Below are 23,179 nucleotides of genomic sequence, written 5' to 3' on the forward strand. Positions count from 1 at the left end.
TATTAAAGTTTTTAATAGCAATAAGAACCTTAGTTAACTATTTTAAGAAAGGAAGATTCCAGAAGTCCCTTGTGTTTCATTAAAAAATTTTGGCTAATACGAGATTTTGCGTATTTTAACCAGCCATTTGGATCTAATTGATTAAAAAGTTTTTGTTCATTTGTGATTGGTAATAATTTTTCGTTAGAAGAAATAAGTTCTTTTAGACCGGTTAAAATCTCTTCTGATGAAGCGTTAATAGCCATGAATTTATCTTTTGGAAAAATTTCATTGTATTTATCTGGTAAACTATGATAAAGATTGGCTTGGTCGACAAAGTCAAGCAATTTGCCTGTAGTATCGGCGATTAATGTCGGTATTTGAATACATGATTCTGAAAATGGGGGCTTAAAAATATGCCACGAATTAAGAAAAAGACAAGGAGTATTAAAGCAATCCGCCAAATAAGAAATACCAGAACCGGCCGTAATGGCTAGTTTGGCCAGACAAAAAAGGGAGAGGTCGTTTTGAAAGTTCGCTTCGTTGGAATTGGCGTAGTTGTAGATATTATATTGTTTAAAAATTTCCGGCATTTTTTCGCGACCGACAAATACTATAAAAAAGTTATTATTTAATAAATAATTGATAGCTGGTAAATACGTATCAGGGTTGGTCACGCAAGCTGTCGCGTTAACAATGTCTGTTTTAATGTGAATGAGGGCGATCTTCTTATTTGTCGTATCAAAAGAGCCGTTAAATTTTATTTCCTTGATGTGGGATCTTAATAAAAAAAAATTGGGGGTTAATGAACGTCTTCTGTACCAATCAATCCAATATTGATGAGTTTCTTTTTTTGAAACTAGATATTGATTAGTTTGCCAACGAGGTGGCAAAGAATTGTGCTCGCGATCAGGTAAATACCACTTACAGCGAGAGAGCCCAGCGTCTAGTGTGATATTTCTGTAGCGCATAAGCATCGGCAAGATCAAACAATAAAAAATATTAGATGAGGAAGAAAAAGCAAAAAGATTACCATACAGTTTAACAATAGTACGACAAAAATCATTATTTCTTCTAATCATAATATATTTAATTTTTGGATTCAGTTCTTTTAAAGTGCGTGCACGAAAAAAATTGTCTAATACGGGAATATTGTCTCCAACACCATCCGCAATGTTGAATAGAAAACGATAATTAGTTTTTAAAAAGAATACGTAAAACGGCCAATAAATAAAGAAAAGATATTTTGAAATAAATGGCGCAATAGTTACTTCAAAGTAATACATTAATAAAATAATTATGCGACTTGGTAGTTTTTTAAAAAAAGATTTATTAATTTCAATTTTCATAACCATTGATCTTCCATGAATGATCGGCGACGATTAGGTTTTGTTTGCCCGCAATGTGGCCGGTTCCAAAGTAGTCTCCCGGCTCAACAGAAAACATTCCGGCCTGAAGGATATAGTCTTCAACCTCCTCTCCAGATCTTGTGGTAACAAGTAAACTGTAATAAAAATCCCCACTATTCAATCCTAGTTGAGGAATAATACACTCAATTTTGCCATGACGCGGGATCGTTTTTAAATGATCATTGCCTAAGGTAGCAAGAGTATTAAAGTTGGTAAGTAAAGTATTGTGTGCGGTAAAAACGCAAAAACTGAATGAAAAATTTGAAGCGTCTATTTCATCTCGCTGGTTATACAGAGCGACGATTTTCATGTTTTCTCCTGATATCACTTGCGTTACTCTTCTATTGGATCCGTTTTCAACCCAGGTTTCAGTAAAACGAATTCCGCCACGGCCTTTGCGGTCGTGACGATCATTCAAACTTACAGAAAGCGAGTTTTTTATTCTCGAAATATATAAATCTATTATTTTTCGTGATGCTCCGTCAGCAATTAATTCGCCTTTGTCAAGCAGAAGGCACCTATTGCATAGCAGTGCCAAACTTTCTAATTGATGGCTTACATAAATTACAGTGCGTCCGTTGGCGGCAATATTATCCATTTTTCCCAGACATTTTTTTTGGAACTCAATGTCACCAACAGACAAAACCTCGTCTACTACGAGGATTTCGGGGTCAAGGTTGGCGGCAACCGCAAAAGCTAAGCGCGTATACATACCGCTCGAATATCTTTTAATGGGGGTGTCAATAAATTTAGTTATTTCAGCAAATTCAACGATTTCATCAAATTTTTTATCAATTTCCCGTTTTTTCATGCCCAATACCGAACCATTGAGATATATATTTTCCCGTCCGGTTAACTCCGGATGAAACCCTGTTCCGACTTCCAATAAACTGGCGACTCTTCCGCGCATAATGATTTGTCCGTAAGTGGGATCGGTAATTCTACTTAGTATCTTTAGTAAAGTACTTTTACCGGCGCCATTGCGACCAATAATACCGACAGCTTCTCCGCGTGCGATTGAAAACGAGATGTCTTTAAGTGCCCAAAAATCTTCAGTTTTTTTATTTTGGTTTTTGAAACCGCTTTTTAGGTAATTAAGAGGTTTTTTAATTGTGTGCAATAGTGAATCGCTTAGGGTGTGATACATTTCACGGTGTTCACCGATTTTGTATCGTTTTGCGATTTTTTCAGCGGAAATAATTGGTTCCATAAATCAAATAATGTCGGCAAAGGATCTCTCTTTGTAGCGAAAATACAAGAGTCCAACGAAGAACAATATCACGGCGCTTAAGAAAGAAATAAGCAATATGGGGGTGTCAAATGGTTTATTAAGGATTGCCGAACGAAAACCCTCGATGACGCCTGTCATTGGGTTAAACGCAAGAAGCCAACGCCAAGTTTTTGGTACGATTGTGACGGGGTAGAGAACAGGACTGACGAACATCCACAATTGAACCAGAAACGTAACAACATAACGAAAATCTCTGTAGGCGACTGTTAGGGCGGAAAGAATCAGTCCAACACCTAAAGCGGATCCAATCATAATAATAACAAGAAGGGGTAATAATAAAATGCCAAGAGTTAGACTAATTTTATAATAGAAAAGCATTGCTATTAAGATGATAAAGGAAATACAGAAATCGAGCAGTTCTACACCAACAACAGAAGATGGAATAATTATGCGTGGAAAATACACTTTTGTAATAAGACGTTCATCTTCGATAATACTGGTGCCTGAAAAACGGATTACGTTGGAAAAAAAAGTCCAAGGAAGTAAACCGGAATAAACAAAAATTGGATATGGAACCGAATCTGATGGTATTTTTGCTAGAGTTCCAAAAAAAATGCTAAAAACCACCATTGTGAGAAAGGGTTGTATTATCGCCCATGTCGCTCCGATTGCAGTTTGTTTGTAGCGTACCTTAATATTGCGTAAAGCAATAAAGAGTAGTAAATCACGGTAATAAAACAGCTCGTGCAAATCAAACGCGGCGAGGCCACGTTTAGCTTTTATTATATAGTAACTTTTTTCTTTATTGTTCATAAAACAAAACTGATAATGTATCTTGCGAAGATGTATAATCGATATCGACGATGCCATTTATGTACGTATTTTTCAGGAAAAATATCTCTATAAAACCCAGTTCGCATTTTTTGGGTTGCCAGTTTTAAACTGCTAAAATATTGTTTTATGTCATATCTTAGCCCGCCTGAAAAACTTTTTTCCACTAACCGCCAAGCAACCGCTTTTTCCGAAGAGTAACACACGCCATGTTTTAAACCTATGGCTCGTATTGCAAAAATATCACTGCATGGGCCTAATTCTAAAGGGAAACCAGCTATTTCTTGTAGGGCCGATCGTCGATAAATCGTTGAGGCACTCCATGAATGCGAGGGTGGTTCTATTTCCAAGCATTCTGTTAAATATACAGTGGGTGGCGCAAAGCGTGCAGTTTTCCATTTGCGGACTGATGCGATACTTATTTTTTCATCCTTTTCGTTAACGGTAACCATATCGCCGAAAACGATACCTGCCTTCGGATATTGATAAACCAAATTTATCGCTTGCTCAAAAAAACCGGGTAATACATAGTCATTGGCAGATGCACCGTAAACATAATCCGTGTCGAGTGACTGCCAACCTTCCTGCAGAGATGCTAACACCCCCTTGTTTTTATTGTGGCGTATCAACTTAATTTGAGGATATTTATTGATATATGTATTGATAGTGATGATACTGTTATCGGTTGAACAGTCATCAATTATCAGAAATTTGTCAGGGGGGGTTGATTGCCTCATAATTGCTTCAATGGCGCGTCCAATTGTCGTCGCGTCGTTGTAATTGGGCATAAAAATCCCGAGCGTTGGCTTAGGATGAATAATAGACATATGGGAATGATAGTGGATTCCTATCGTCTGGCAAGTGTGAGTCCTTTTTTTGGCAAGCCTTATCTTAATAAATTATCATAAATAGTGTATTATTGCTCTATGTATAAATTATCAAAAACCTGAATATGGGTCTTGCGTTACCGGCTTTAAAGTATCTCGTAGAGGAGTATAGGAGAAAACCGTTTCCTGGTCCTATTTTGACGCTAGGAAGGCAATGTATTTATGCTACTGAAGGTGAGATACGTCAGTTATTGATCGAGATGGAAGTAGTGTTAAGAGAACCACCTATTGGGATACAGCGAAATACTAACATCACGGCCTGGAAGAATATTCCATATGCAAAATATGCCAGTGACCAGCTTTTTTTTGGATTGTTGACTGGTCAAAATGTAGAAACTTTGGATATTTCAAATTATGAAGATGCTGAATATGTTTGGGATTTAAATCAGCCGGTCCCAGCGGAATGGCGCGGAAAATTCGGAACAGTTATTGACGCTGGCACGAGCGAGCATATTTTTGATGTACGACAGAATTTACAAAATGTTAATATTTTGCTCAAAAATGGTGGTAGATTATTTCATTTATCACCCGCCAACAATTATATGGAGCATGGATATTATCAGTTTAGTCCTGTAGTATTTCATGATTATTATGGTGTAAACGGATTCGTTGATATGCGATGTATTCTGGTTGAACAACGACCATGGGCATTAATGCGCGGGCATTGGCAAAAATGGGATTGGAGTACCAAACGTCCGGCGACGAATATTATTTCGCATCAAATGCTAGAAGTTTTTTTTACAGCTGAAAAGGTGTCCAATAGTACGGTTGACAAGACTCCACAACAAGGGTTTAGTTACGAAATTTCCGATTTCAGCAGGACGCGAGCCGGTCATTTGGGTGGTTTGAAGGCAAAATTATACTATTTTTTGCCGCAAAGTTTAGTAATATTAGCTAAACGTCTACTTGGTTTTGATAAATCCGTAAAGCCGTGGGGCCTTCGCTTTCGCGGTAAACTCTAGAATTTTATTAGTATACGTCCCGCTTTTCCCGTAGCGAGTTCGGAGAAGGCTTCGTTTATTTTATAAAAAGAGAAACAGTGTGTGATTAGTTTTTCGAGCGGAAGGATCCCACTCCGAAAGGCTTTTGTATAGATAAGTAAGTCACGTTCAGGTATTGTGTCGCCTCCCCAAGTTCCGATGACTTTTTTACCCTTTATAAATTCGAAAGGTGTAAGTTCGATTTTAATACCATCCTTTACATTACCAGCAATAGCCAGTATGCCATGCGATTGAAGAGCCGCAAAAGCTGTTTCCATTGTCTCTTTTGTGCCGGCTGCTTCTAATGCATAATCAACTCCTTTGGGTAGAATGTTTTGTATTTGTGATAATGTGTCGCCCTTGCTTGCGTTAATGGTATGCGTGGCTCCGATTTTTTTTGCAAATAATAATTTTTGATCTGTGATATCGATAGCAATAATAAACTTACACCCCGTCATTTTTGCCGCCATAATTGCCGCGGCGCCTATTCCACCCACGCCAAATATTGCAATAGACGATCCTTTTTGAGCTTTTAACGTGTTAATTACCGCCCCCGCACCTGTTGGTACGGCGCACCCTAAAAGTGCGGCAACGTCGGGTGAGATATTTTTTGAAATCTTGAAAACACGATTTTCTGAAACAACTGTATACTCGCCAAGCGTCGTAATAGCACCGGCATTTAGCAAAATTTGGTCTTTTGAGTAGGTTGACGAAGGTACGTCGATTCCACGTCCTTTTATCCAGCTTAGAACAACATAATCACCGTTTTTGACTTTTTTAACGCCAGAACCGATTTTTTGCACAATTCCCGATGCTTCATGTCCCATTAAATGGGGAAGATATTTATCTGTACCTTTATAACCGCGTATTTCGTTGCGTTGGCTGCCGCAAATGCCACTATAAAGCACTTTTACAAGAACTTGTCCTTTTCTTAGTTCTGGGACTTCTATTTCCTCGATGACGAGGGGTTCGTTAAGTCTATAGAGAACAGCCGCCCTGGTTTTCATGGAATAAACCAGTAGTAGTCGCCGGTATAGCCCACTTCCGCGAATAATTTTTGCCATTCGGGAACGCTCATGTAAGTGAGAGCAGTTAGGTTCCACATATCCATGCGTTTTTTTTCTTCCTCGGTTCTATAAGCGTCAACCGTAATAAACGCGTTTTTTTTGCTCACTCGCTGTATTTCTCGCAATGCTTGTTTGCATTCGTCGAGGGGCAAGTTGTGGATAGTGTTAACCGAAATTACGAGATCAAAGCTTTTATCCGCGTATGGTAGCTTTTTTGCGTCCGCAACCTTAATAAATGGTTTGATGTCTGGTAAAGCGTTTTCGATCGCATACTCAGAAATATCTATGCCGGCAACAGTGATTCCCGGGATTAATTCACGAAAGTCGTGTAGCATAAAACCCTTCGCGCAACCGACATCAAGAAGACTGCTTTGTCCTGTTAATTGGTATTTTTTTTGGAAATCAGGAACCACCGGTTGCCAGAAGCGTGACTGGTAGGAAAACCCTCCGTAGCCAAATCGTCTTTCGCCATCAAAATATTCTTTATCGAAGCGACGGCCAATTTTTCGATCTGCCTCGGTTTTTTCCTGGGCACGTTCGTCGAGGTTTCTTTTGGTTTTTGGGTAGTTTGCTAGTAGATCTATTTCCATAAAAGTGGGCTGAATGATAAGACGAGTGTCATTTTACACTAATTCGAATAATTGCAGAATACGTCCGAGGCTTTAGTGAAACTAATGCCCGGGAGGGCAGTTTCAATTTTTTGTGTTGAGAGGGAATTATATAATGGTCTCTTTTCCAATAAGTCCAAACTTGAGGCAGAGACGCGCTCAATTAATTTTGAGGGTTTGTTTAAAAAAGTCGCGAATTCCGTCGCAAATTCAAAGTAGTTTTTGATTTCTGGTCCTGACAAATGGAATATTCCAAACTGCTTATTTACGATTAGTAGTTCGATTATTTTTATCACGTCTTTTATATATATCGGTGCAATAAAAGAATCACAGATAGCTGATATTTTTTGATCATTTTTCCAAGACTGGTACCATGATGAAAAAAGAGATTTATCGGTTGGGTCGGTTCCATAAACTTTTGTCATTCTAATAATAAAAAATTCATTAAATGTTTTTTGAATCATCTCCTCCATTGTTGCTTTTTGACGCCCGTATTCCGTTATGGGGCAAACCGTGTCGGTTTCGACGTAATCTGGTTTAGCACCGGAAAAGACCATATTGGATGAAAGATAGAATGGTATGCCACCACTTTCTTTGACGCTTTTCAAGAATAGCTTTACCGCGTCCACGTTTATTGCCCGTGTTTCAGTTGGATGTGATCTGCAAAAGTCGATGGAGCCAAAATTATTACAAAAAACATAGTAAGCACCTTTAGAGGAAAATGCCGGAGCATATGTGTTGGGGTTTGCTAGATCCATAAAAAAAGTCCCCGGTGTTTTTATTTCACGGTTATTATAATAACTGCCCGCGGTGTTATATCCTCGCAGGGTTAGGTAATGATACAAATTCGTGCCGATGAACCCATCGGCACCGATGATTACAATATTTTTCTTGTCAGTGTTTTGGACCAATGCCTATCGCAAATAGATAATGCGCCATACCCGAAAAACCCGTATGTACAACTTCATCGTTCATGGAAAAAGTTAATACGTTATTAAAAAATTGTTGCATTAGATTTTTTAATTCTACTTCTCGTTTGCAATTGATGTGACCCTCCTTGCTTGGCTTTGAAGCATAGATTTGCGATTCTTTGCTGGGGGTGCCTAAAACCAAGATGCCATGCCTGGTTAAACTTTTGCAAATATTTGTCAGAAATATTTTTTCCTTCGATGGTTTTATGTGCTCTAAAACATCCAGTGTGTATGCTCCATCATATTTTTTATTTAAAGGATTTTTTAGGATGTCGTGAATAATAAATTTAGCATTGGAAATATTATTATTTACTTTTTTTGCGTTCTCTATAAAAAGGGGATCAAAGTCATACCCGTCCAAATTGCCGACGCAAGTACTGATTAGTCGTGAACCAAATCCATCGCCACAACCGATATCGGCGACACTTTTTTTATTATTAAGTATTTTGGATACAAATTTATATCGCGACAGTGTAAATAAAATATGTTTCGGGTCGTTGAGCCAAAGGTACGAAGAGGTCAAACCCATCAGGCCGGGGCCAAATTGATTCTGGTGTTCTAACTGGCCATTATATTGAGGTTCTTTGGTTGTTTTCATGGTCGATGAATATATTCCAATGGTTGTTTTTGAATTTCTGCCCAATATTTTTCCACCCAGGTGATCGTTTCTTCCAATCCTTCGCGTAACGGCACGGTGGGATACCAGCCAAATTCTGTGTGTGCTTTTTGTGAATCAATAACATAAGCTTTGTCTTGTCCAAGTCGTTCGGCAACCATTTCTGTCGATTCTTCAAAATTCTTTCCCATTATTTCGCAAATTGTGCGCACAACATCTTTGACTGCCGTACCGGCATCGGGAGACAGGTGGTAAATCTCTCCAGGTCGACCCTTGAACATGCCGTCAATATAACCTTGTGCCACGTCATGGATGTGAATATATGATTTAACGGCACTTCCACCGCCGTGAAGTTGTATTTTCTTGCCGGTTTTTAGATAAATTACGGAACGCGGGATGATTTTAAAAAGTTGTTGGTGAGCGCCATAAACATTGGTGGCGCGCATTAACACGGCTGGAAATTGAAAATTCTTATAAAAAGTCATGATGGAAAAATCCGCCGCGGCTTTGGAGGCGGCGTAGGGTGTGGTGGGATTCATACAGGCATTTTCTTTTACCGATCCTTCGCATGTGCCGTAAACCTCGGGTGAAGAAATGTGGGCATATTTTTTGAGCGATTTTAGATCTTTCAGAAAATTTACTAATTTGGTGAGCGCAACGACATTGGTCTCAAACCATTGTTCCGGATGTTGCCAGCTGGGCGCGACCTCGCTAAGTGCCGCAAGATTTATAATATATTCAGGCTTCTCTGTTTGTAAAAGATCGCAAAGTATTTGCATATCTTTGTTAAGATCCATACTAAAAAAACGGAGTCTTGAAGTATCTTTTTGCAGATAAGGCAAGAAAAGTGGGCCTTTCATTTCACGGCTGATGCCGATAATTTCGTTTTCTGAATTCTCCAAAAGCTTGTCTACGACGAAACCGCCGGAAAATGAGTTACAACCAATAATCGCAATTTTGCTCATGTATGGCAGTCTATTTTGCTTGCAGGATAGTGTCAAATTGCGGGTGGTTGACGTAAACGGCGCTTTGTTTTTAACTTGGAGAGCGTTCGTGTTTTTTTTGATAACCTGAAAAAAGGATTTATACGATGCAAAAAGGAACGTTGGTTGTCAACCAGTCGGAGTTGGACATGCTTGAGTGCTTATTTTGCCGCCACGTTTTTGACCGGGCGCGGCAGGAATTGGGGATGGGAACGAACGATTGTTCGGATCTGCCCGACGATGAAATGTTGAATTTTGTCGGAGAAATGTCGCCATACATCGGATGTACGTTGCGACAAGGGTATAGGGATTTGATTGAATATCTTTTACAGCTTGAGGGAATGGATCCTTGTGAAGCCAGCCAGCAGGCGTACGGTTTATCGGACGTCGAAATTGCTCAAGGAATTAGAGATATTGCGAGCGAGTTTGATGATTTCTCAGATTGGGTGGCGCATTTGTCACCAAGAGCGCGCGCGGCACTTAGCGTTTGAAGGGCTGTGGTCCGGGGTGAAACAACCCCGGCATTTTTTTGTTTAAAACGGGCCGGAAAAAGTCGGATCGGGGATGTCGTGGGGAAGAGGGGATTCTGTTGTTTCTTCATGAAATTCTTTTGTCAGCGGTGTGGGATCTTTTTTGAGTAATCGAAAAACACTCTCTGATATTTCCTTGTATGTCGGGTAATAATTTTTACTTAATGCAAAACTGGTGGGTGCCGGATAGTTGGGACAGGCGACAATTACCGGTGCCGCAAGAAGTTGCCCGAAAATGTTTGTGGTAATTTCCGCGACAATATTTTCGGCGATGCTTCCCGTTTGGGGGGCGTTATCAATGACAACGACACGGCCGGTTTTCTTGATCGAAGAAAAGATTGTTTCTTTGTCTAGTGGTCGAATTGTTCGCAAGTCAACAACTTCAGCACTAATGCCGTGTTTGGCCAGAACATCCGCTGCGCGCAATGTTTCAATTGTCGGATAAGAATGAGCGACCAGTGTAACATCGGTGCCTTCTCGTGCGATTTTTGCCTTTCCGAGTGGTACTTGATACATCTCTTCCGGCACAAAACCTGTGATATTGTGAATCCAGCGGTGTTCTAGAAAAATGACCGGATTGTTGTCTTGGATGCTGGCCAAGAGGAGTCCTTTTGCGTCATATGGGGTAGTCGGCATAACAACTTTTAATCCCGGCACTTGGGCAAAAAGTGCTTGTAGGCTTTGGGAGTGTTGCGGGCCTTGTCCCCAACCCATTCCGATCATCATTCGGATAACAATCGGAACGGTTTTTTTGCCGCCGAACATAAAATGCCATTTGGCGGCATTGTTGATAATCTGATCAAGAGAAAGCAGGGAAAAATCGGCGCGTTGGTGCGTTAAAATGGGGCGTAGTCCATTCAATGCCGCACCAATACAAATACCGGTAAGAGCGTTTTCGGAAACAGGCATATCGAATACACGGTCTTTGCCGAATTTTTCGCGCAAACCAAGTGTCGTTCCAAAAATACCTTTTGGATCGGGTACGCCTTCCCCGATAATAATCACACGACGATCAGTGGCCATTGTTTGGAGGGTGGCCTCGCGGATGGCCTCACTGACTTTAATAGTGGCGCGCGGGTTGGTTGTTTGTTCAGCCATAACAATTTTCAGGGGTTAAGGGTTTGTTTGGGAAGGCGCTTTGTTTTGCATAAATTAGCGCCGCCTCAATTTCCTGCGCGATAGCGGTTTTTGTGTTTTTTAGTTCGCTGTCATTAATAAAACAGTTATTAAGGGCATATTGTTCGATTTTTTCTAACGGATCATTTTTCTTCCAATTTTTAAATTCCTCTTCCGAACGGTAGCCGATATTATTGTCAAAATTGGGTCCACAATGTTCGCGCCAGCGGTATGTTGAAAATTCCAAAAAATGGGGACCTTTTCCGGATCTAATTTGTGTTACGGCGGTTGTTGTTTTTGAATAGACCTCGTAAGCGTCGTTGCCATTTCCCTCAAGTGTTTGTAGGCCATGGGCACTGGCAATATCGACGATTTTTCTTTTTGATTGTCTCTCGTTGAGAGGAGTGTAAACCGAGTACAAATTATTTTCACAAATATAGATAATTGGTAATTGATGCAGGACGGCGAAATTCATACTCTCGTGTAGCACTCCTTCCTCTGTTGCGCCATCGCCAAAAAAAACCGCCGTTACGCTTGGTTCGCCGCGTAATTTTGCCGCCCAAGCAAGCCCTGTGGCAATCGGAATAGTACCGCCAACGATCGGTGTAGAGCCGATAAAATTGATTGATAAATCGATGAGGTGTTGTGACCCGCCGATCCCCGCACAGCAACCGGTTTCTTTTCCATATATTTCGGCAAACATTTTTTTCAGATCTCCGCCTTTGGCCAAATAATGACCGTGGGCGCGGTGGGTGCCCATGACGTTGTCGAATGTGTTTAACGCCATGCAGGCTCCTGCCGGCACCGCTTCTTGACCGGTGCAGAGATGCATGGGGCAGCGAATTTCTTTTTCAGAGTAAATCGCAGCCATTTTTTCCTCTGCCATTCTAATTCGTGCCGTATGATAAAAAAGTCGACGAATAATCTCAATGTCTTTTATTGTCGGTACAAACGAAGACATTTTTATCGATTCTCGTTTTTTAATATATACTTTTGCATTGTTTTTATGTTGTAATAACGAGGATTGGAAAGTGCTTCAGGAATCAAATTGCCTTTAAAAGCGTTAACTAAATCTTCAATTGCGTCTTCCACTGTCCTTTTTGCGGAAAAATTCAGTTCCTGTTTGATTTTTGAGGAATCGACGCGATAAGATCGTTTATCGGCAGTATCTTGTTTTGTTATCGTAACGTGTTCGCCAACAATTTTCTTGGTCATAGCGGCAATTTCATTAAGCGGGTAATTTTCGTAACCGGCATTATAAACTTTTCCCGCAATTTGTTCTTTCGGGAATGATAGTGTTTGCACATATAGGTCAGTCATGTCTTCGATGTGGATATTGGGGCGCGCTTGCTCTCCGCCAAAAACAGTGATCACACCTTTTTCTATTGCGTGGCACGTTAAAATATTTACAGTAAGATCAAGACGTAATCGCGGTGAATAACCACAAACTGTGGCGGGGCGTAAAACGAGCACCGTAAAATCATCGCTATTTAAGGGCAAGAGATAACGCTCGCAAAGTGCTTTGTAGCGCGAATAATCGGTAAGTGGTTCTAGTGAAAGATTTTCGGTGACTTTTTCTTCCTCTTTTACGCCATATACGCTGGAACTACTTGCATAGATAAAACGCTTGACGCCTATTTGCTTAGCTAAATCAAAAAGCTGGATACTGGCGTCGTAGTTGATAGATTTTCCCAAATTAGGATTCAGTTCGAAACTGGGATCATTGCTAATACATGCGAGGTGAATAACGGCGTCAATGTTTTGAAGCGCGTCGTGAACAACTTTTTTGTCGCGCAAATCGCCTTTAATTTCGTGCAGTTTAGGATCATTTTTTACTGCGGCAAGCGTGTCGCCATAAAGGTATAAATCTAGAACTGTAACCTCAAAATCCGCCTTTAGTAGTTTGGGGACTAAAACCGATCCGACGTATCCGGCACCACCAGTAACGAGCACCTTCTTTATTTGCATGTCATTTCTTATCATATTTTGCGGCAAATATTCATTAGTTTTTTGGGTGTTTTGTTGTAGGTTTTCGAATGCGTCAAGGTGCACTGCAATTTTTTCCGCCAATATGCAAAAATCGATTGTTTTCGCGTTATCGTTTTGAGAAGCAGTGGAATCGAAAAGTTGCTGTATTTGGGCGCGGTATTTGGCTATTAGGCTTTCTTGCATAGCAATAAAAATTATGAGTCGTTCCTCCAGACTAAGCAATTTCTACCCTAGTTGTAGTTAATTTACAAGTTTTTGTAAATCAATTGTTTGTTGGATAATAATTTCGGGTAAAGAGATTTAATATCGATAATAACACCTTGTTTTCCGGAGCAATTTTTGATTTGTTTTTCCATCTCTGAAAATTTCTTGTGCGGTGTTGCGACGATGATTGCGTCGAAGTGATTTGAAAGTTTATCGATAGAGGGGATTTCAAAATTGCGTTTGATTGTTTCTGAATCCAAAAGTGGCTCAAATCCAATTACTTCTGCTCCTAATTTCTTTAAAACTTTTATTGTGACTCCGATTTTTGAATTTCGATAATCTTTTACGTTTTCTTTGAAGGTTAGGCCCATCACTAAAATTTTGGCGCCTTTGATTTCTTTTCCAGCTTTTTTGAGGCCATCTACTGTTAATTGGGCGACATATTCGGGCATATAATCATTTATTTTACGCCCCGCGGTGATTATTTGGGGCTGATGGCCAAGTTGTTTTGCTTTGAAAACTAAATAGTAAGGATCAATGGAAATACAATGTCCGCCAACCAGACCCGGGGTGAATTTTAGAAAATTCCACTTGGTTCCTGCTGCTTCTAGTACGTCGCTGGTGTTGATATCCATCTTATGAAAAATCAATGACAGTTCGTTCATTAAGGCGATATTGATGTCGCGTTGAGTGTTCTCGATAACTTTTGCGGCTTCGGCGGTTTTAATGTTGGGGGCAATATGTACGCCGGCCTTGCAAACTTTTTTATATGTAGTAGCAATAATTTTTGTCGATTCCGGTGTATCACCCGAAACGATTTTGACTACCTTTTCCAGCGTATGTTCTTTGTCTCCCGGGTTAATTCTTTCCGGTGAGTAGCCGACATTGAAATCCTTTTTCCACTTCAGCCCGGATATTCTTTCCAGAACCGGGACGCAGTCTTCTTCTGTCGCACCCGGATAAACTGTTGATTCATAAACGACAATGTCGCCTTTTTTCAGGTTTTTTGCCACTGTCTCGCTGGCTTTGATCACTAATGACATATCCGGATTATTTTTGTCGTCTACTGGAGTTGGTACGGCAACAATGAAAAAGTTTGCTTCTTTTAAGGTGTTGTTGTCGGAAGAATAGACGAGCTTGCTATTTTTAACTTCCTTGCGTGTTAGTTCGTCCGTTGAGTCGATCCCTTTCTTGAGTTCGTCGATTCTTTGTTGTTTTACGTCAAAACCGATGGTTTTAATGTTTGTTCTGCCGAAAGCCAAGGCGAGCGGAAGACCGACATAACCTAAACCGACGACGGCGACTGTTGTCTTTGGGGAGGGTGTTTTCATATGTTGTTTTTATACCATAATAATGTTTTCTTGAGACCACTCTCAAAATTTATCTTTGGCGCATAGTTTAAGTATTTATTTGCTTTGGAGATGTCGGCAAATGAGCGGGGGGTGTCTCCTTGTCGTTGGGGTTTTTGGGTTGGCTTAATATTCTTTTTCAAATCTTTCTGAATCTGGTTGTGAAGTTGTTGGATGGATGTATTTTGTCCCGCGGCGATGTTATACACTTCGCCGAAGATTGCTTTGGGTGATGTGGAGGCTTTGATATTGGCTTGAACGACGTTTGCAATATACGTGAAGTCGCGGCTTTGTTTGCCGGTGCCATGGATTTCGGATGGACGGTCGTTCAATGCGTTTTTCACAAAAATTGGAATCACGGCCGCGTAACTGTCGTCTGGGTTTTGATACGGGCCAAAGACATTGAAATAGCGGAGTGAAATTGTTTTGAGACCGAAGATCTTGTAGAACAAACGGCAGTATTCCTCGCCGGTTAATTTTGTTAGGGCGTATGGTGATTCCGGTTTTGGCGGGAGGGTTTCAATATTTTTTTTGTTGCCAATTAAGCCGTAGACCGAAGAAGACGATGCAAATACAAAACGTTTTACTTTTGCGTCACGGGAGGCAACCAAAAGATTAAGTGTACCAGTGATGTTGGTTTCGTTAACGGCTTGTGGATCTTTGACTGATTGGTAAACACCGCGGAGTGCCGCTTGGTGCAATACGTAATCAACACCGGTTACCGCTTTTTTAACCGTCTCAAAATTTCGGATATCACCATTAATAAATTCGACCTTATCCTTAATATCCTCGAGGTTGGAAAGACGGCCGGAAAATAGATTATCCAGGATAATTACTTTGTGTTTCTTTTTTACGAGTTCGCGAGCGATATTACTGCCGATAAAGCCGGCACCACCGGTGATTAGGTATTTGGCCATCCCAGTATATCAACTGCCAATACAAGCGATTTCGAATCGCTTGTAAATGACGTTGATTAGGTTTGGTGAATTATTGGGCATGGGTGTCGTATAAGGAAATAGTTTAGTTATCGAAACTAATTGGCAGTTGTATTACTGGGCATAACGTCAATAATATGGGGAGGCGCGTAAGTTGTCCATTGTCAGTTTCATGCGCTTGTGCAATGAATAAAAAGTGGATTAGATTTGATCTCTGTTGCTTGGTGGACGAAAATAATGGTGTGAAAATTTTTTGACTTATTCTGTAAATTGCAATCAAATAGTCGAATACAATGGGAAATAAATTATTCATTCTAATGCAAAAACACAAAGTAGTTCTTGTTATTTGTATTGTTTGGCTAATGATTCAGTTCACACTTTTTCATTTTTTGGGCGTAGCTTACGGGAGTGATTCTACTAGATATATTGATGCGGCTAATCATCTTGTTCATGAACGAGTTATTCCACAAGGAATGGCTTCCGCATATATGGGATATAATTTGTTTGTTGCAATAATATATTCATTTGATTTGGGGGACAGTGAAGTGGTGTTTGTTCAGGTGGTATTAGTTTTAATTTCTGCTCTTTGTTTGTATCACATTACTTTTTCTTTATGTAAAAATAGATTAGCTGCTTTTTGTTCCGCTATTCTATATCTTTGTCTTCTGGATATTCATACTTGGGATTTCTATATTTTGACCGATTCATTTTTTTCAAGTATGACCATTATTTCTCTTTACTTAATTTTGCGTTTTAAAAACTTTTATCAATTATTCTATGTAATTCCGATTGTACTTTGGACTGCTTTTATTAGGCCAACAGGTTTTGTTTTGTTGATTTCATTGATAATTTATGGGGCGCTATATTTATGGAACAATAAAAGATATGGAATTCTTTTGTTGTTGATTGGATTATCTGTATTGAGTGCACCAATTTCGTTTCATGTGGTTGATAGTATGGCTAATAAAATGGGGGTTGTGGACACTTTTTTAAAGGGTGAGATCATTTGGGGATACAGTGAAAAAAGTGTTTCTGTGCCACAAAATATCCAAATTAATAATTATTTCGAACGGAACTCATTGTTTGAAATACTGCTTTTTGTTAAGAATAATTTCATTTTTGTAATCAAATTGGCAGGAATGAAGTTATTTTATTTTTTATTGCATGTAAAACCGTTTTATTCAAACGCTCACAACTTATTGATAGTAATTTCATATTTTCCTATTTATGTTTTTGCCGGAATAGGTTTTTTAAGTAAAATTGATTTTTCCAAAAAAGTCTTAATTATGTCATATTTATTAGGGCAAACAATAATAGTTATGTTAACATTCGAAGATTGGGATGGTAGGTTTCTAAGTGCAATAATGCCACTAGTAATTATTTTTGCGGCAATTGGATTGAGAGAATACTTGTATCATTTTGATAAAATCAAATTGGTTCAAAAAAGTGTCCTTAGTTGATCGGTGGTTTAATGTTTTAAGTGGGAATAATTATGAATGAAAATTTGTGCAATAAATTCAAAAAGATCAGTATTGTGGTGCCAATATTCAATGAAGAAAAAACAATTTCCGAAATTATTAGAAAAATCGAGACAGCGGATGCTTGTGGATTAGAGAAAGAAATTATTCTAGTCGATGATGCTAGCACCGACAAAACTGTGGGAATATTGAATAATTATGTAGGCAAACACAAGGTCATACTTAATAAAATTAATCAAGGCAAAGGTGCCACACTGAAAAACGGTTTTAGGAATGTCACTGGTGACGTGATAATCATTCAAGACGCCGATTTAGAATATTCACCCAGCGAATATCCCATTTTACTTTCGCCGATACTTGCTGGGGACGCTGATGTTGTGTACGGTTCCAGGCTTATGTCCGGGCGTCCCCATCGGGTTTTGTATTATTGGCATTATGTACTCAATAAAATATTAACGAGATTTTCAAATATTTTAACAAATATTAATTTAACGGATATGGAAACGGGTTATAAGGTCTTTTCGAGAGAGATTTTAAATGAAATATTACCGGGACTAGAGTCAAAGCGATTTGGTTTTGAGCCGGAATTTACCGCCAAAGTTGCTAAAATTGCCAAAAAAAGAAAATGTAGAATATATGAGGTTGGTATTTCATATAATGGGCGAACATATGAGGAAGGAAAAAAAATCAATTGGGTGGACGGAGTGGAGACAATTTATTGTATAATCAAATATACATTATTCAAATGAGGGCTGGTTCGCATTGTCAGGGAAAAGAGGCCTTCTTGGAGCGACCGCTTCGTTATTGTCGATTTAATAAAATAAAAAAACATATTAATAAAAACTCAAACGTTTTGGATTTGGGTTGCGGATATAATGGTGATTTTCTAAAGTATATTGAAACTGATTTGGGGGCTGGAACAGGGGTTGATATTTCCGTAAATGCGAGTAATTCGCCAAAAATTCGTTTAGTGAGAGGAAACTTAGAAGACCAACTGTGTTTTGCAGAAAATGTTTTTGATGTTGTTGTGTCATTGGCTAATTTAGAGCATTTATCTAACCCAGAAAAAATGTTAAAGGAAATAAAAAGGGTTCTTAAGCCCGGAGGTATTTTGCTTCTTACAACCCCAAGTAAGCGCGCTAAACCCGTTCTTGAGTTTTTATCTTTTGGACTTGGGATAATCAGTAAACAAGAAATTGCTGATCATAAGCACTACTTTGACGAAAAAAGTTTAAGAAAATATATAAATGATGCAGGGTTTTCCTATTGTCAACACAAATATTTTCAACTTTTTATGAACAATTTTGTCATTGCCCATAAATAGATAATAGTGGTTAAGAATATTTTATTACGCCAATCAGGGTCCGGCCCCGGCTGAAGCCGGTGACGGACCCTATTGTTTTGCGCGACGATGCGGATTCCCGCCATCAGGCGAGGCTCGCCCCGATGGGTGGCCCGCTTCCCGCCGGTTGGCGGAGCTAGTTTTTTGGAGGTGTGTTAAGATTCTAATATCTAATTATGAAGAAAAAAATCGGGAAAAATAAAAATTTGTTAATTTATCAAGCGAAAAATGGCGCCATTGAGTTGCGTGGTGATTTTTCACAAGTTCGCGAGCGATATTACTGCCGATAAAGCCGGCGCCACCAATGATTAAGTATTTGGCCATCCTTGGTATATCAACTGCCAATACAAGCGATTTCGAATCGCTTGCAAAAGAGGTGGATTAGATTAAGTAAATTATTGGGCATTGGCTTATAGTGTGGAGGGTTGATTTACTATGAATAAATTGGCAGTTGTATTACTGGGCATGAAGTGAATATTGTGGGGAATTGGGGTGGGTGTCTAGGCACGGTTGGTCCGTTCTAGCCAAAGGGTTCTATAAAACAGACGTCGTCATTGCGAGAAGCCGAAGCGACGAAGCAATCTCCTCACGATATACGGGAGATTGCTTTATCGACAACCCTCGCAGGGTCTGCCTCGCCTCGGGCGATGGCTCGCAAAGACACGAAAAGAGACAGAACAGGCCAACCGTGCCCTCGTCCAGAGTCCGTCGCCTCCAAAAAAACATCCGCAACACGCCTCTTGCAAACAAAACACGAACGATTTATAATTATTTCATAAACATATGAAAAACAATAAGCGAAAAAATATCCCAAATAACAGTTTTACGGAATTTATTCTCTATACTACGCCGAATGGTAACGTAAAAGTTGAAATATTTTTACGAAATGAAAATATCTGGCTGACGCAAGACAAGATTGCTTTATTGTTTGGTACGCAAAGACCGGCGATTACCAAGCATTTGAACAATATTTTCGAGAGTGGTGAGTTAAGAGAAAATTCAGTTAGTTCCATTTTGGAACATACTGCCAATGACGGAAAAATATACAAGACAAAGTTTTATAATCTCGATGCGATTCTTTCGGTTGGATATCGGGTAAATAGTAAACAGGCGACACAATTTCGGATTTGGGCGACAGAACGACTGAAAGAATACATCATCAAGGGCTTTACGATGGATGATGAGCGATTGAAAACTCCCAACTACACTTTTGGCCAGGATTATTTTGAAGAGCAACTGGCTCGTATCGCGGACATCCGCAGTAGCGAGCGTCGATTTTACCAAAAAATCACCGATATTTACGCGCAGTGCAGTGTGGACTATGACAAAAATAGCACTGAAGCTCAACATTTTTTTGCCACCGTACAAAATAAATTACACTTCGCCATTTCAGGTAGCACGGCTGCAGAAATCATTACCGGTCGCGTAAGTAGTGCTAAGCCAAATATCGGTCTCACTAACTGGAAAAATAGTCCGCAAGGCGCAATTCGTAAAACTGATGTGGTAATTGCTAAAAATTATCTAGATGAAGAAGAGCTCGCGGGTCTCAATAATATAGTTGAGCAATATCTTATCTTTGCTGAGTCGCAAGCGAAGCGTAAGCAAGCAATGTTCATGCTGGATTGGGATAAAAAGTTAAGTGAATTTTTAAAACTCAATGATCGTAATATCTTGGGGGATTTGGGTAAGGTAAGTCATGCAGTGGCTGAAGTTTTGGCGCTGGGAGAATACGAAAAATTCAGAATAGAACAAGACAAAAACTACGTCTCCGACTTCGACCGCGAAGTAAAAAAGTTATTGGAAATCAAAAAGAAAAAATAGTCGCATATCGGTGTGGTTTCATCCTGATATGAGGGAGGGAATACGACGGGTTATACGCAAAACATAGTTCTGTAAGAAGGTTGTAAAAGATTACGTCTTTGCGAGCCAACGCCCGAGGCGAGGCAGACCCTGCGAGGGTTACCGATAAAGCAATCTCCCGACTGTTCATAAAATAAGACGGCGTTTATCGGCCATCTTTTAGATGTGTGAGTAGCCATTGTCGTTTTCATAGTCGTATCTGATTTGGTTTGTAAAATAATTAGCGGTATAATTTAAGTATGATTGTGGATATGTTGTTGAGGGTATTTGGTGTTGATCCTAGTCAGTTTCAACACAATAGTGATAAGTGGGTTAGTTTGTCGATATATTTTGCAGATGTAGTTTATCTTATTCTTCCTTATGTTTTGTTTTTAATCCCGTGGGTCTGGCTTGGAGTAAGAATGTGGAAGAAAAAAACAACAAATCGGAGCACTATTATTAAGGTTATCGTGGTCAGTTTATTTTTACTTGGTATTGGTTTTATTCTTCCGGGAATAATTGAATACGTTTTTGCAGTATTAGCCATTCGTAGTTATTATGGCATGTAAAAAGTTAAACTTTGTGTTTTTTGCATTATTAAGTTTTAGTTTTTTCTTTACTTCTTCTTTCGCTTTTGCTACAGAAATTCAACGTCCGGTTATAATAGTTCCCGGCATGTTGGCTTCCTTTAATAAACCATTAATGAATGAGGACAAAAGTGGTGGTAAGTGGGGATTTGTATTTGGTGGAAATTACTATAAGGATTTAATAAAACTACTGAAGAAAAATGGTTACGAAGAAGGAAAAACCCTCTTTATTGCTTATTATGATTGGCGTAAATCTGCGGAAGATTCAGCCAAAAACTATCTTGTTCCGATTGTCAAAGAAGCGAAAGAAAAAAGTGGCAAAAATAAGGTTGATATTATTGCGCACAGCATGGGTGGTCTTGTAAGTCGCAGTTACATTCAGAGTAGCGGCTATGGTTATGATGTTTTACGATTGGTTATGCTAGGCACTCCAAATCTTGGTGCAGGGAGTGCTTATGTGGCTTGGGAAGGTGGGGAATATCCGAACGACTGGAACTTTTTTGTTCAAAGATACGTAGGTACCATTGAAAAAAATCTCAAAAAAACTCATAACAAAAAAGATCTCACTCGCCCGCAGACTTTCCGCGAGTTCTTTCCCGGACTAAAAGACCTTCTGCCAATTTACTCGTTTACGAAAAAGGACGGTGTAGCAGTGACTGCCTGGGATCGAAAAGAGCAAAATACGTTTCTTAATTCCTTGAGCAATGGTCGTAATCTTCTGAAGAGTCGAGATGTTGAAGTTACGACAATTAGCGGGGCGGAAATAAACACTCTTGATAAAATTTATCTAACAAAGGAAAGTGATGATGATAAAACAAATCTTCGTTGGCGCGATGGAAAACCGATTGATTCCACAAGCTACATTAATACCGCAAAAGGTGATAAAACTGTTTTGTTTTCGAGTGCATCTTTGGAAAGTATCGAGCCATCTATGTACAAGGCTGTAAATGTCGAACACGTTGATTTGCCAAACTTCGCGCGAGAGGAAGTGTATAAAATCGTCAGTGCGCCCAAAGACGATGATTTTGTGTTAGTGTTTTTCGAGTTAAGTAAAAAGTATTTTGCTAATATATTCTCATCTTTTACGGCCAGGGCAGAGGATGATGGTATTTTATTGGCCGGTGGAATTGAAAGTGCGTCCTCAATCCCTGCACCGGAAAGTTATGAGCCTTACGTGGAACCCGATTCAGTTTTAGGTTTTACTGTTTCTCCGAACGTGACGTTTGAAATTATTGATCCAGATGGAAAAATACTTTCGCGTGATAAGAATGATCTTGGTGAAGACAATGCCAATTTTGATGATGATCCTACAGATAATGAAGATATTATCCTTGTGACCATTCGTAATCCAAAAGTGGGGAAGTATACTCTGAAAATTACCGGCAATACGTCCGGAGATTATTATGTTGATTCAACTTATGTGAATGATAATGGTGTATTTGATGATGAAAACACGGGAACTATTAAAGAAGGCGAAGAAAAGACACTGGAGGCTACCGTTTCGGAAACCACTGGAGTGAATTTACCGTCGAGTGAAACCGATAAAGGTTCGGATGATACAACCACGACGGACGATAATAATACAACGGAAAATAAAACTGGTGATTCATCTGGTGCTAATACTTTCCGCCATCAGGCGGACCCGCCGTCGTGGCGGGCAAAAAATGTTCAAGGTTCGGTGCTGGGGACGGCGACGGTGCGGGTGAAATTGTCCGCACTTATTTTTGGGGTTAAAGAACGACTGACGCGGGAGATTGCTTCGGCGCCAACGGCGCCTCGCAAAGACGAACGGCGTATTGGCGACGCACTGAAGAAGAAGGATTATATTTTATTGATTGGGCCGGTGAATGAAATGCTTTCGCGGGCGCGGGCTTATGAAACGGCTTTGGCAACTAAGAAGGCAAAAGTTGCCGCGAAATTATTGCAGGAAATAAAAGGCGATTATGGTGATTTTGTTAACAAGGTTGAGAAATTAATTGCCACTGGGAAATTGAATCAACAAACCGTGAATGTTTTGACGACCTTGGTGCAACGGTTGGGGAACGCGGGATTGCGGTGAGGACGACGGATGCCGATCAGGGTCCGACCCTGGCGTGCAGGGACGGACCCTCTACGACTTACGCAGCGGTTGGGGAACGCGGGGTTGCGGTGAGGACAGAATCCCTCCTCGCCTCCCTTTAACGAAAGGGAGGTAACGGCTACGCGGATTCCTGCTTGAGGCAGGAATGACATGATGTGACGCTAAGGC

At 39.9% G+C, this 23,179-nt stretch carries 22 protein-coding genes; 8 read left to right on the forward strand and 14 right to left on the reverse strand.

Translation table 11 applies throughout. The features are described from left to right. Positions 1-29 precede the first annotated feature (29 nt). The 4 genes from Q7S57_02550 to Q7S57_02565 are packed head-to-tail and all read right to left on the reverse strand — an operon-like array spanning position 30 to position 4,277. Positions 30-1,328 (reverse strand): TIGR04372 family glycosyltransferase, encoded by a 1,299-nt coding sequence (locus tag Q7S57_02550; protein MDO8512127.1) that lies wholly within the window; start codon positions 1,326-1,328, stop codon positions 30-32. Beyond that, entirely contained in the window at positions 1,318-2,598 is a 1,281-nt protein-coding gene (locus Q7S57_02555; protein ID MDO8512128.1) for an ABC transporter ATP-binding protein, read from the reverse strand. Before Q7S57_02555 ends, Q7S57_02550 begins: the two co-directional genes overlap by 11 nt. 3 nt (positions 2,599-2,601) lie before the next feature. Next, a complete protein-coding gene (locus Q7S57_02560) occupies positions 2,602-3,432 on the reverse strand; it encodes an ABC transporter permease (GenBank protein ID MDO8512129.1) in 831 nt (276 codons plus the stop codon). After that, positions 3,429-4,277: a glycosyltransferase gene (locus tag Q7S57_02565; GenBank protein MDO8512130.1), complete on the reverse strand. Its 849-nt coding sequence runs from the start codon at positions 4,275-4,277 to the stop codon at positions 3,429-3,431. Before Q7S57_02565 ends, Q7S57_02560 begins: the two co-directional genes overlap by 4 nt. Positions 4,278-4,402: 125 nt before the next feature. Here Q7S57_02565 and Q7S57_02570 point away from each other — a divergent pair, with 125 nt between their 5' ends. Continuing rightward, positions 4,403-5,299, forward strand: coding sequence for a hypothetical protein (locus Q7S57_02570; protein ID MDO8512131.1), 897 nt, complete (start codon positions 4,403-4,405; stop codon positions 5,297-5,299). Here the strand turns inward: Q7S57_02570 and Q7S57_02575 are convergent. Genes Q7S57_02575 through Q7S57_02595 form a run of 5 tightly spaced genes read right to left on the reverse strand, consistent with a single transcriptional unit; the run spans position 5,296 to position 9,544 of the window. After that, positions 5,296-6,381: a zinc-binding dehydrogenase gene (locus Q7S57_02575; protein ID MDO8512132.1), complete on the reverse strand. Its 1,086-nt coding sequence runs from the start codon at positions 6,379-6,381 to the stop codon at positions 5,296-5,298. The genes Q7S57_02570 and Q7S57_02575 overlap by 4 nt on opposite strands. Further along, positions 6,321-6,974 carry a class I SAM-dependent methyltransferase gene (locus Q7S57_02580; GenBank protein ID MDO8512133.1) on the reverse strand — a complete coding sequence of 218 codons (654 nt, stop codon included), beginning with the start codon at positions 6,972-6,974 and terminating at the stop codon, positions 6,321-6,323. Before Q7S57_02580 ends, Q7S57_02575 begins: the two co-directional genes overlap by 61 nt. A 38-nt stretch (positions 6,975-7,012) precedes the next feature. Next, positions 7,013-7,903 (reverse strand): sugar nucleotide-binding protein, encoded by an 891-nt coding sequence (locus tag Q7S57_02585; protein ID MDO8512134.1) that lies wholly within the window; start codon positions 7,901-7,903, stop codon positions 7,013-7,015. Continuing rightward, positions 7,887-8,561, reverse strand: coding sequence for a class I SAM-dependent methyltransferase (locus Q7S57_02590; GenBank protein MDO8512135.1), 675 nt, complete (start codon positions 8,559-8,561; stop codon positions 7,887-7,889). The genes Q7S57_02585 and Q7S57_02590 overlap by 17 nt, the downstream gene beginning before the upstream one ends. Further along, positions 8,558-9,544: a GDP-mannose 4,6-dehydratase gene (locus Q7S57_02595; protein MDO8512136.1), complete on the reverse strand. Its 987-nt coding sequence runs from the start codon at positions 9,542-9,544 to the stop codon at positions 8,558-8,560. Before Q7S57_02595 ends, Q7S57_02590 begins: the two co-directional genes overlap by 4 nt. 125 nt (positions 9,545-9,669) lie before the next feature. Here Q7S57_02595 and Q7S57_02600 point away from each other — a divergent pair, with 125 nt between their 5' ends. Beyond that, the gene (locus Q7S57_02600; protein ID MDO8512137.1) at positions 9,670-10,053 is read left to right on the forward strand and encodes a hypothetical protein; all 384 of its coding nucleotides are present in this window, start codon (positions 9,670-9,672) and stop codon (positions 10,051-10,053) included. 42 nt (positions 10,054-10,095) lie between these two features. Here Q7S57_02600 and Q7S57_02605 read toward each other — a convergent pair whose 3' ends face one another. From Q7S57_02605 to Q7S57_02625, 5 genes are all read right to left on the reverse strand, one after another. Next, positions 10,096-11,190, reverse strand: coding sequence for a transketolase C-terminal domain-containing protein (locus Q7S57_02605; protein ID MDO8512138.1), 1,095 nt, complete (start codon positions 11,188-11,190; stop codon positions 10,096-10,098). Further along, a complete protein-coding gene (locus tag Q7S57_02610; protein ID MDO8512139.1) occupies positions 11,183-12,169 on the reverse strand; it encodes a thiamine pyrophosphate-dependent dehydrogenase E1 component subunit alpha in 987 nt (328 codons plus the stop codon). The genes Q7S57_02605 and Q7S57_02610 overlap by 8 nt, the downstream gene beginning before the upstream one ends. Positions 12,170-12,171: 2 nt before the next feature. Continuing rightward, complete coding sequence (locus Q7S57_02615) at positions 12,172-13,176, reverse strand: SDR family oxidoreductase (protein MDO8512140.1); 1,005 nt, start codon at positions 13,174-13,176, stop codon at positions 12,172-12,174. Between the two features lie 266 nt (positions 13,177-13,442). After that, positions 13,443-14,732 carry a nucleotide sugar dehydrogenase gene (locus Q7S57_02620; protein ID MDO8512141.1) on the reverse strand — a complete coding sequence of 430 codons (1,290 nt, stop codon included), beginning with the start codon at positions 14,730-14,732 and terminating at the stop codon, positions 13,443-13,445. Then, positions 14,729-15,667: an SDR family oxidoreductase gene (locus tag Q7S57_02625; GenBank protein ID MDO8512142.1), complete on the reverse strand. Its 939-nt coding sequence runs from the start codon at positions 15,665-15,667 to the stop codon at positions 14,729-14,731. Before Q7S57_02625 ends, Q7S57_02620 begins: the two co-directional genes overlap by 4 nt. A 311-nt stretch (positions 15,668-15,978) precedes the next feature. Between Q7S57_02625 and Q7S57_02630 the strand changes: the two genes are divergently transcribed. The 6 genes from Q7S57_02630 (at position 15,979) to Q7S57_02655 (ending at position 22,990) form a co-directional block, all read left to right on the forward strand. Beyond that, a complete protein-coding gene (locus tag Q7S57_02630; protein MDO8512143.1) occupies positions 15,979-17,145 on the forward strand; it encodes a hypothetical protein in 1,167 nt (388 codons plus the stop codon). A gap of 32 nt (positions 17,146-17,177) precedes the next feature. Then, positions 17,178-17,912, forward strand: a complete 735-nt coding sequence (locus Q7S57_02635) for a glycosyltransferase family 2 protein (protein ID MDO8512144.1) — start codon at positions 17,178-17,180, stop codon at positions 17,910-17,912. Further along, positions 17,909-18,487, forward strand: coding sequence for a methyltransferase domain-containing protein (locus tag Q7S57_02640; protein MDO8512145.1), 579 nt, complete (start codon positions 17,909-17,911; stop codon positions 18,485-18,487). Before Q7S57_02635 ends, Q7S57_02640 begins: the two co-directional genes overlap by 4 nt. 801 nt (positions 18,488-19,288) lie before the next feature. Beyond that, a complete protein-coding gene (locus Q7S57_02645; protein ID MDO8512146.1) occupies positions 19,289-20,326 on the forward strand; it encodes a virulence RhuM family protein in 1,038 nt (345 codons plus the stop codon). Positions 20,327-20,604: 278 nt separating this feature from the next. After that, a complete protein-coding gene (locus Q7S57_02650; protein ID MDO8512147.1) occupies positions 20,605-20,913 on the forward strand; it encodes a hypothetical protein in 309 nt (102 codons plus the stop codon). Further along, positions 20,903-22,990, forward strand: coding sequence for a hypothetical protein (locus tag Q7S57_02655; GenBank protein MDO8512148.1), 2,088 nt, complete (start codon positions 20,903-20,905; stop codon positions 22,988-22,990). The genes Q7S57_02650 and Q7S57_02655 overlap by 11 nt, the downstream gene beginning before the upstream one ends. The last annotated feature ends 189 nt before the right edge of the window (positions 22,991-23,179 follow it).

This window comes from bacterium (assembly GCA_030647555.1).
Lineage (GTDB): Bacteria > Patescibacteriota > Andersenbacteria > UBA10190 > CAIZMI01 > CAIZMI01.

Coding starts and splice junctions, on each gene's coding strand:
- Q7S57_02550 (MDO8512127.1), bottom strand. CDS start 1,328: ATGAAAATTGAAATTAATAAATCTTTTTTTAAAAAACTACCAAGTCGC.
- Q7S57_02555 (MDO8512128.1), bottom strand. CDS start 2,598: ATGGAACCAATTATTTCCGCTGAAAAAATCGCAAAACGATACAAAATC.
- Q7S57_02560 (MDO8512129.1), bottom strand. CDS start 3,432: ATGAACAATAAAGAAAAAAGTTACTATATAATAAAAGCTAAACGTGGC.
- Q7S57_02565 (MDO8512130.1), bottom strand. CDS start 4,277: ATGTCTATTATTCATCCTAAGCCAACGCTCGGGATTTTTATGCCCAAT.
- Q7S57_02570 (MDO8512131.1), top strand. CDS start 4,403: ATGGGTCTTGCGTTACCGGCTTTAAAGTATCTCGTAGAGGAGTATAGG.
- Q7S57_02575 (MDO8512132.1), bottom strand. CDS start 6,381: ATGGCAAAAATTATTCGCGGAAGTGGGCTATACCGGCGACTACTACTG.
- Q7S57_02580 (MDO8512133.1), bottom strand. CDS start 6,974: ATGGAAATAGATCTACTAGCAAACTACCCAAAAACCAAAAGAAACCTC.
- Q7S57_02590 (MDO8512135.1), bottom strand. CDS start 8,561: ATGAAAACAACCAAAGAACCTCAATATAATGGCCAGTTAGAACACCAG.
- Q7S57_02595 (MDO8512136.1), bottom strand. CDS start 9,544: ATGAGCAAAATTGCGATTATTGGTTGTAACTCATTTTCCGGCGGTTTC.
- Q7S57_02600 (MDO8512137.1), top strand. CDS start 9,670: ATGCAAAAAGGAACGTTGGTTGTCAACCAGTCGGAGTTGGACATGCTT.
- Q7S57_02605 (MDO8512138.1), bottom strand. CDS start 11,190: ATGGCTGAACAAACAACCAACCCGCGCGCCACTATTAAAGTCAGTGAG.
- Q7S57_02610 (MDO8512139.1), bottom strand. CDS start 12,169: ATGTCTTCGTTTGTACCGACAATAAAAGACATTGAGATTATTCGTCGA.
- Q7S57_02615 (MDO8512140.1), bottom strand. CDS start 13,176: ATGCAAATAAAGAAGGTGCTCGTTACTGGTGGTGCCGGATACGTCGGA.
- Q7S57_02620 (MDO8512141.1), bottom strand. CDS start 14,732: ATGAAAACACCCTCCCCAAAGACAACAGTCGCCGTCGTCGGTTTAGGT.
- Q7S57_02625 (MDO8512142.1), bottom strand. CDS start 15,667: ATGGCCAAATACCTAATCACCGGTGGTGCCGGCTTTATCGGCAGTAAT.
- Q7S57_02630 (MDO8512143.1), top strand. CDS start 15,979: ATGGGAAATAAATTATTCATTCTAATGCAAAAACACAAAGTAGTTCTT.
- Q7S57_02635 (MDO8512144.1), top strand. CDS start 17,178: ATGAATGAAAATTTGTGCAATAAATTCAAAAAGATCAGTATTGTGGTG.
- Q7S57_02640 (MDO8512145.1), top strand. CDS start 17,909: ATGAGGGCTGGTTCGCATTGTCAGGGAAAAGAGGCCTTCTTGGAGCGA.
- Q7S57_02645 (MDO8512146.1), top strand. CDS start 19,289: ATGAAAAACAATAAGCGAAAAAATATCCCAAATAACAGTTTTACGGAA.
- Q7S57_02650 (MDO8512147.1), top strand. CDS start 20,605: ATGATTGTGGATATGTTGTTGAGGGTATTTGGTGTTGATCCTAGTCAG.
- Q7S57_02655 (MDO8512148.1), top strand. CDS start 20,903: ATGGCATGTAAAAAGTTAAACTTTGTGTTTTTTGCATTATTAAGTTTT.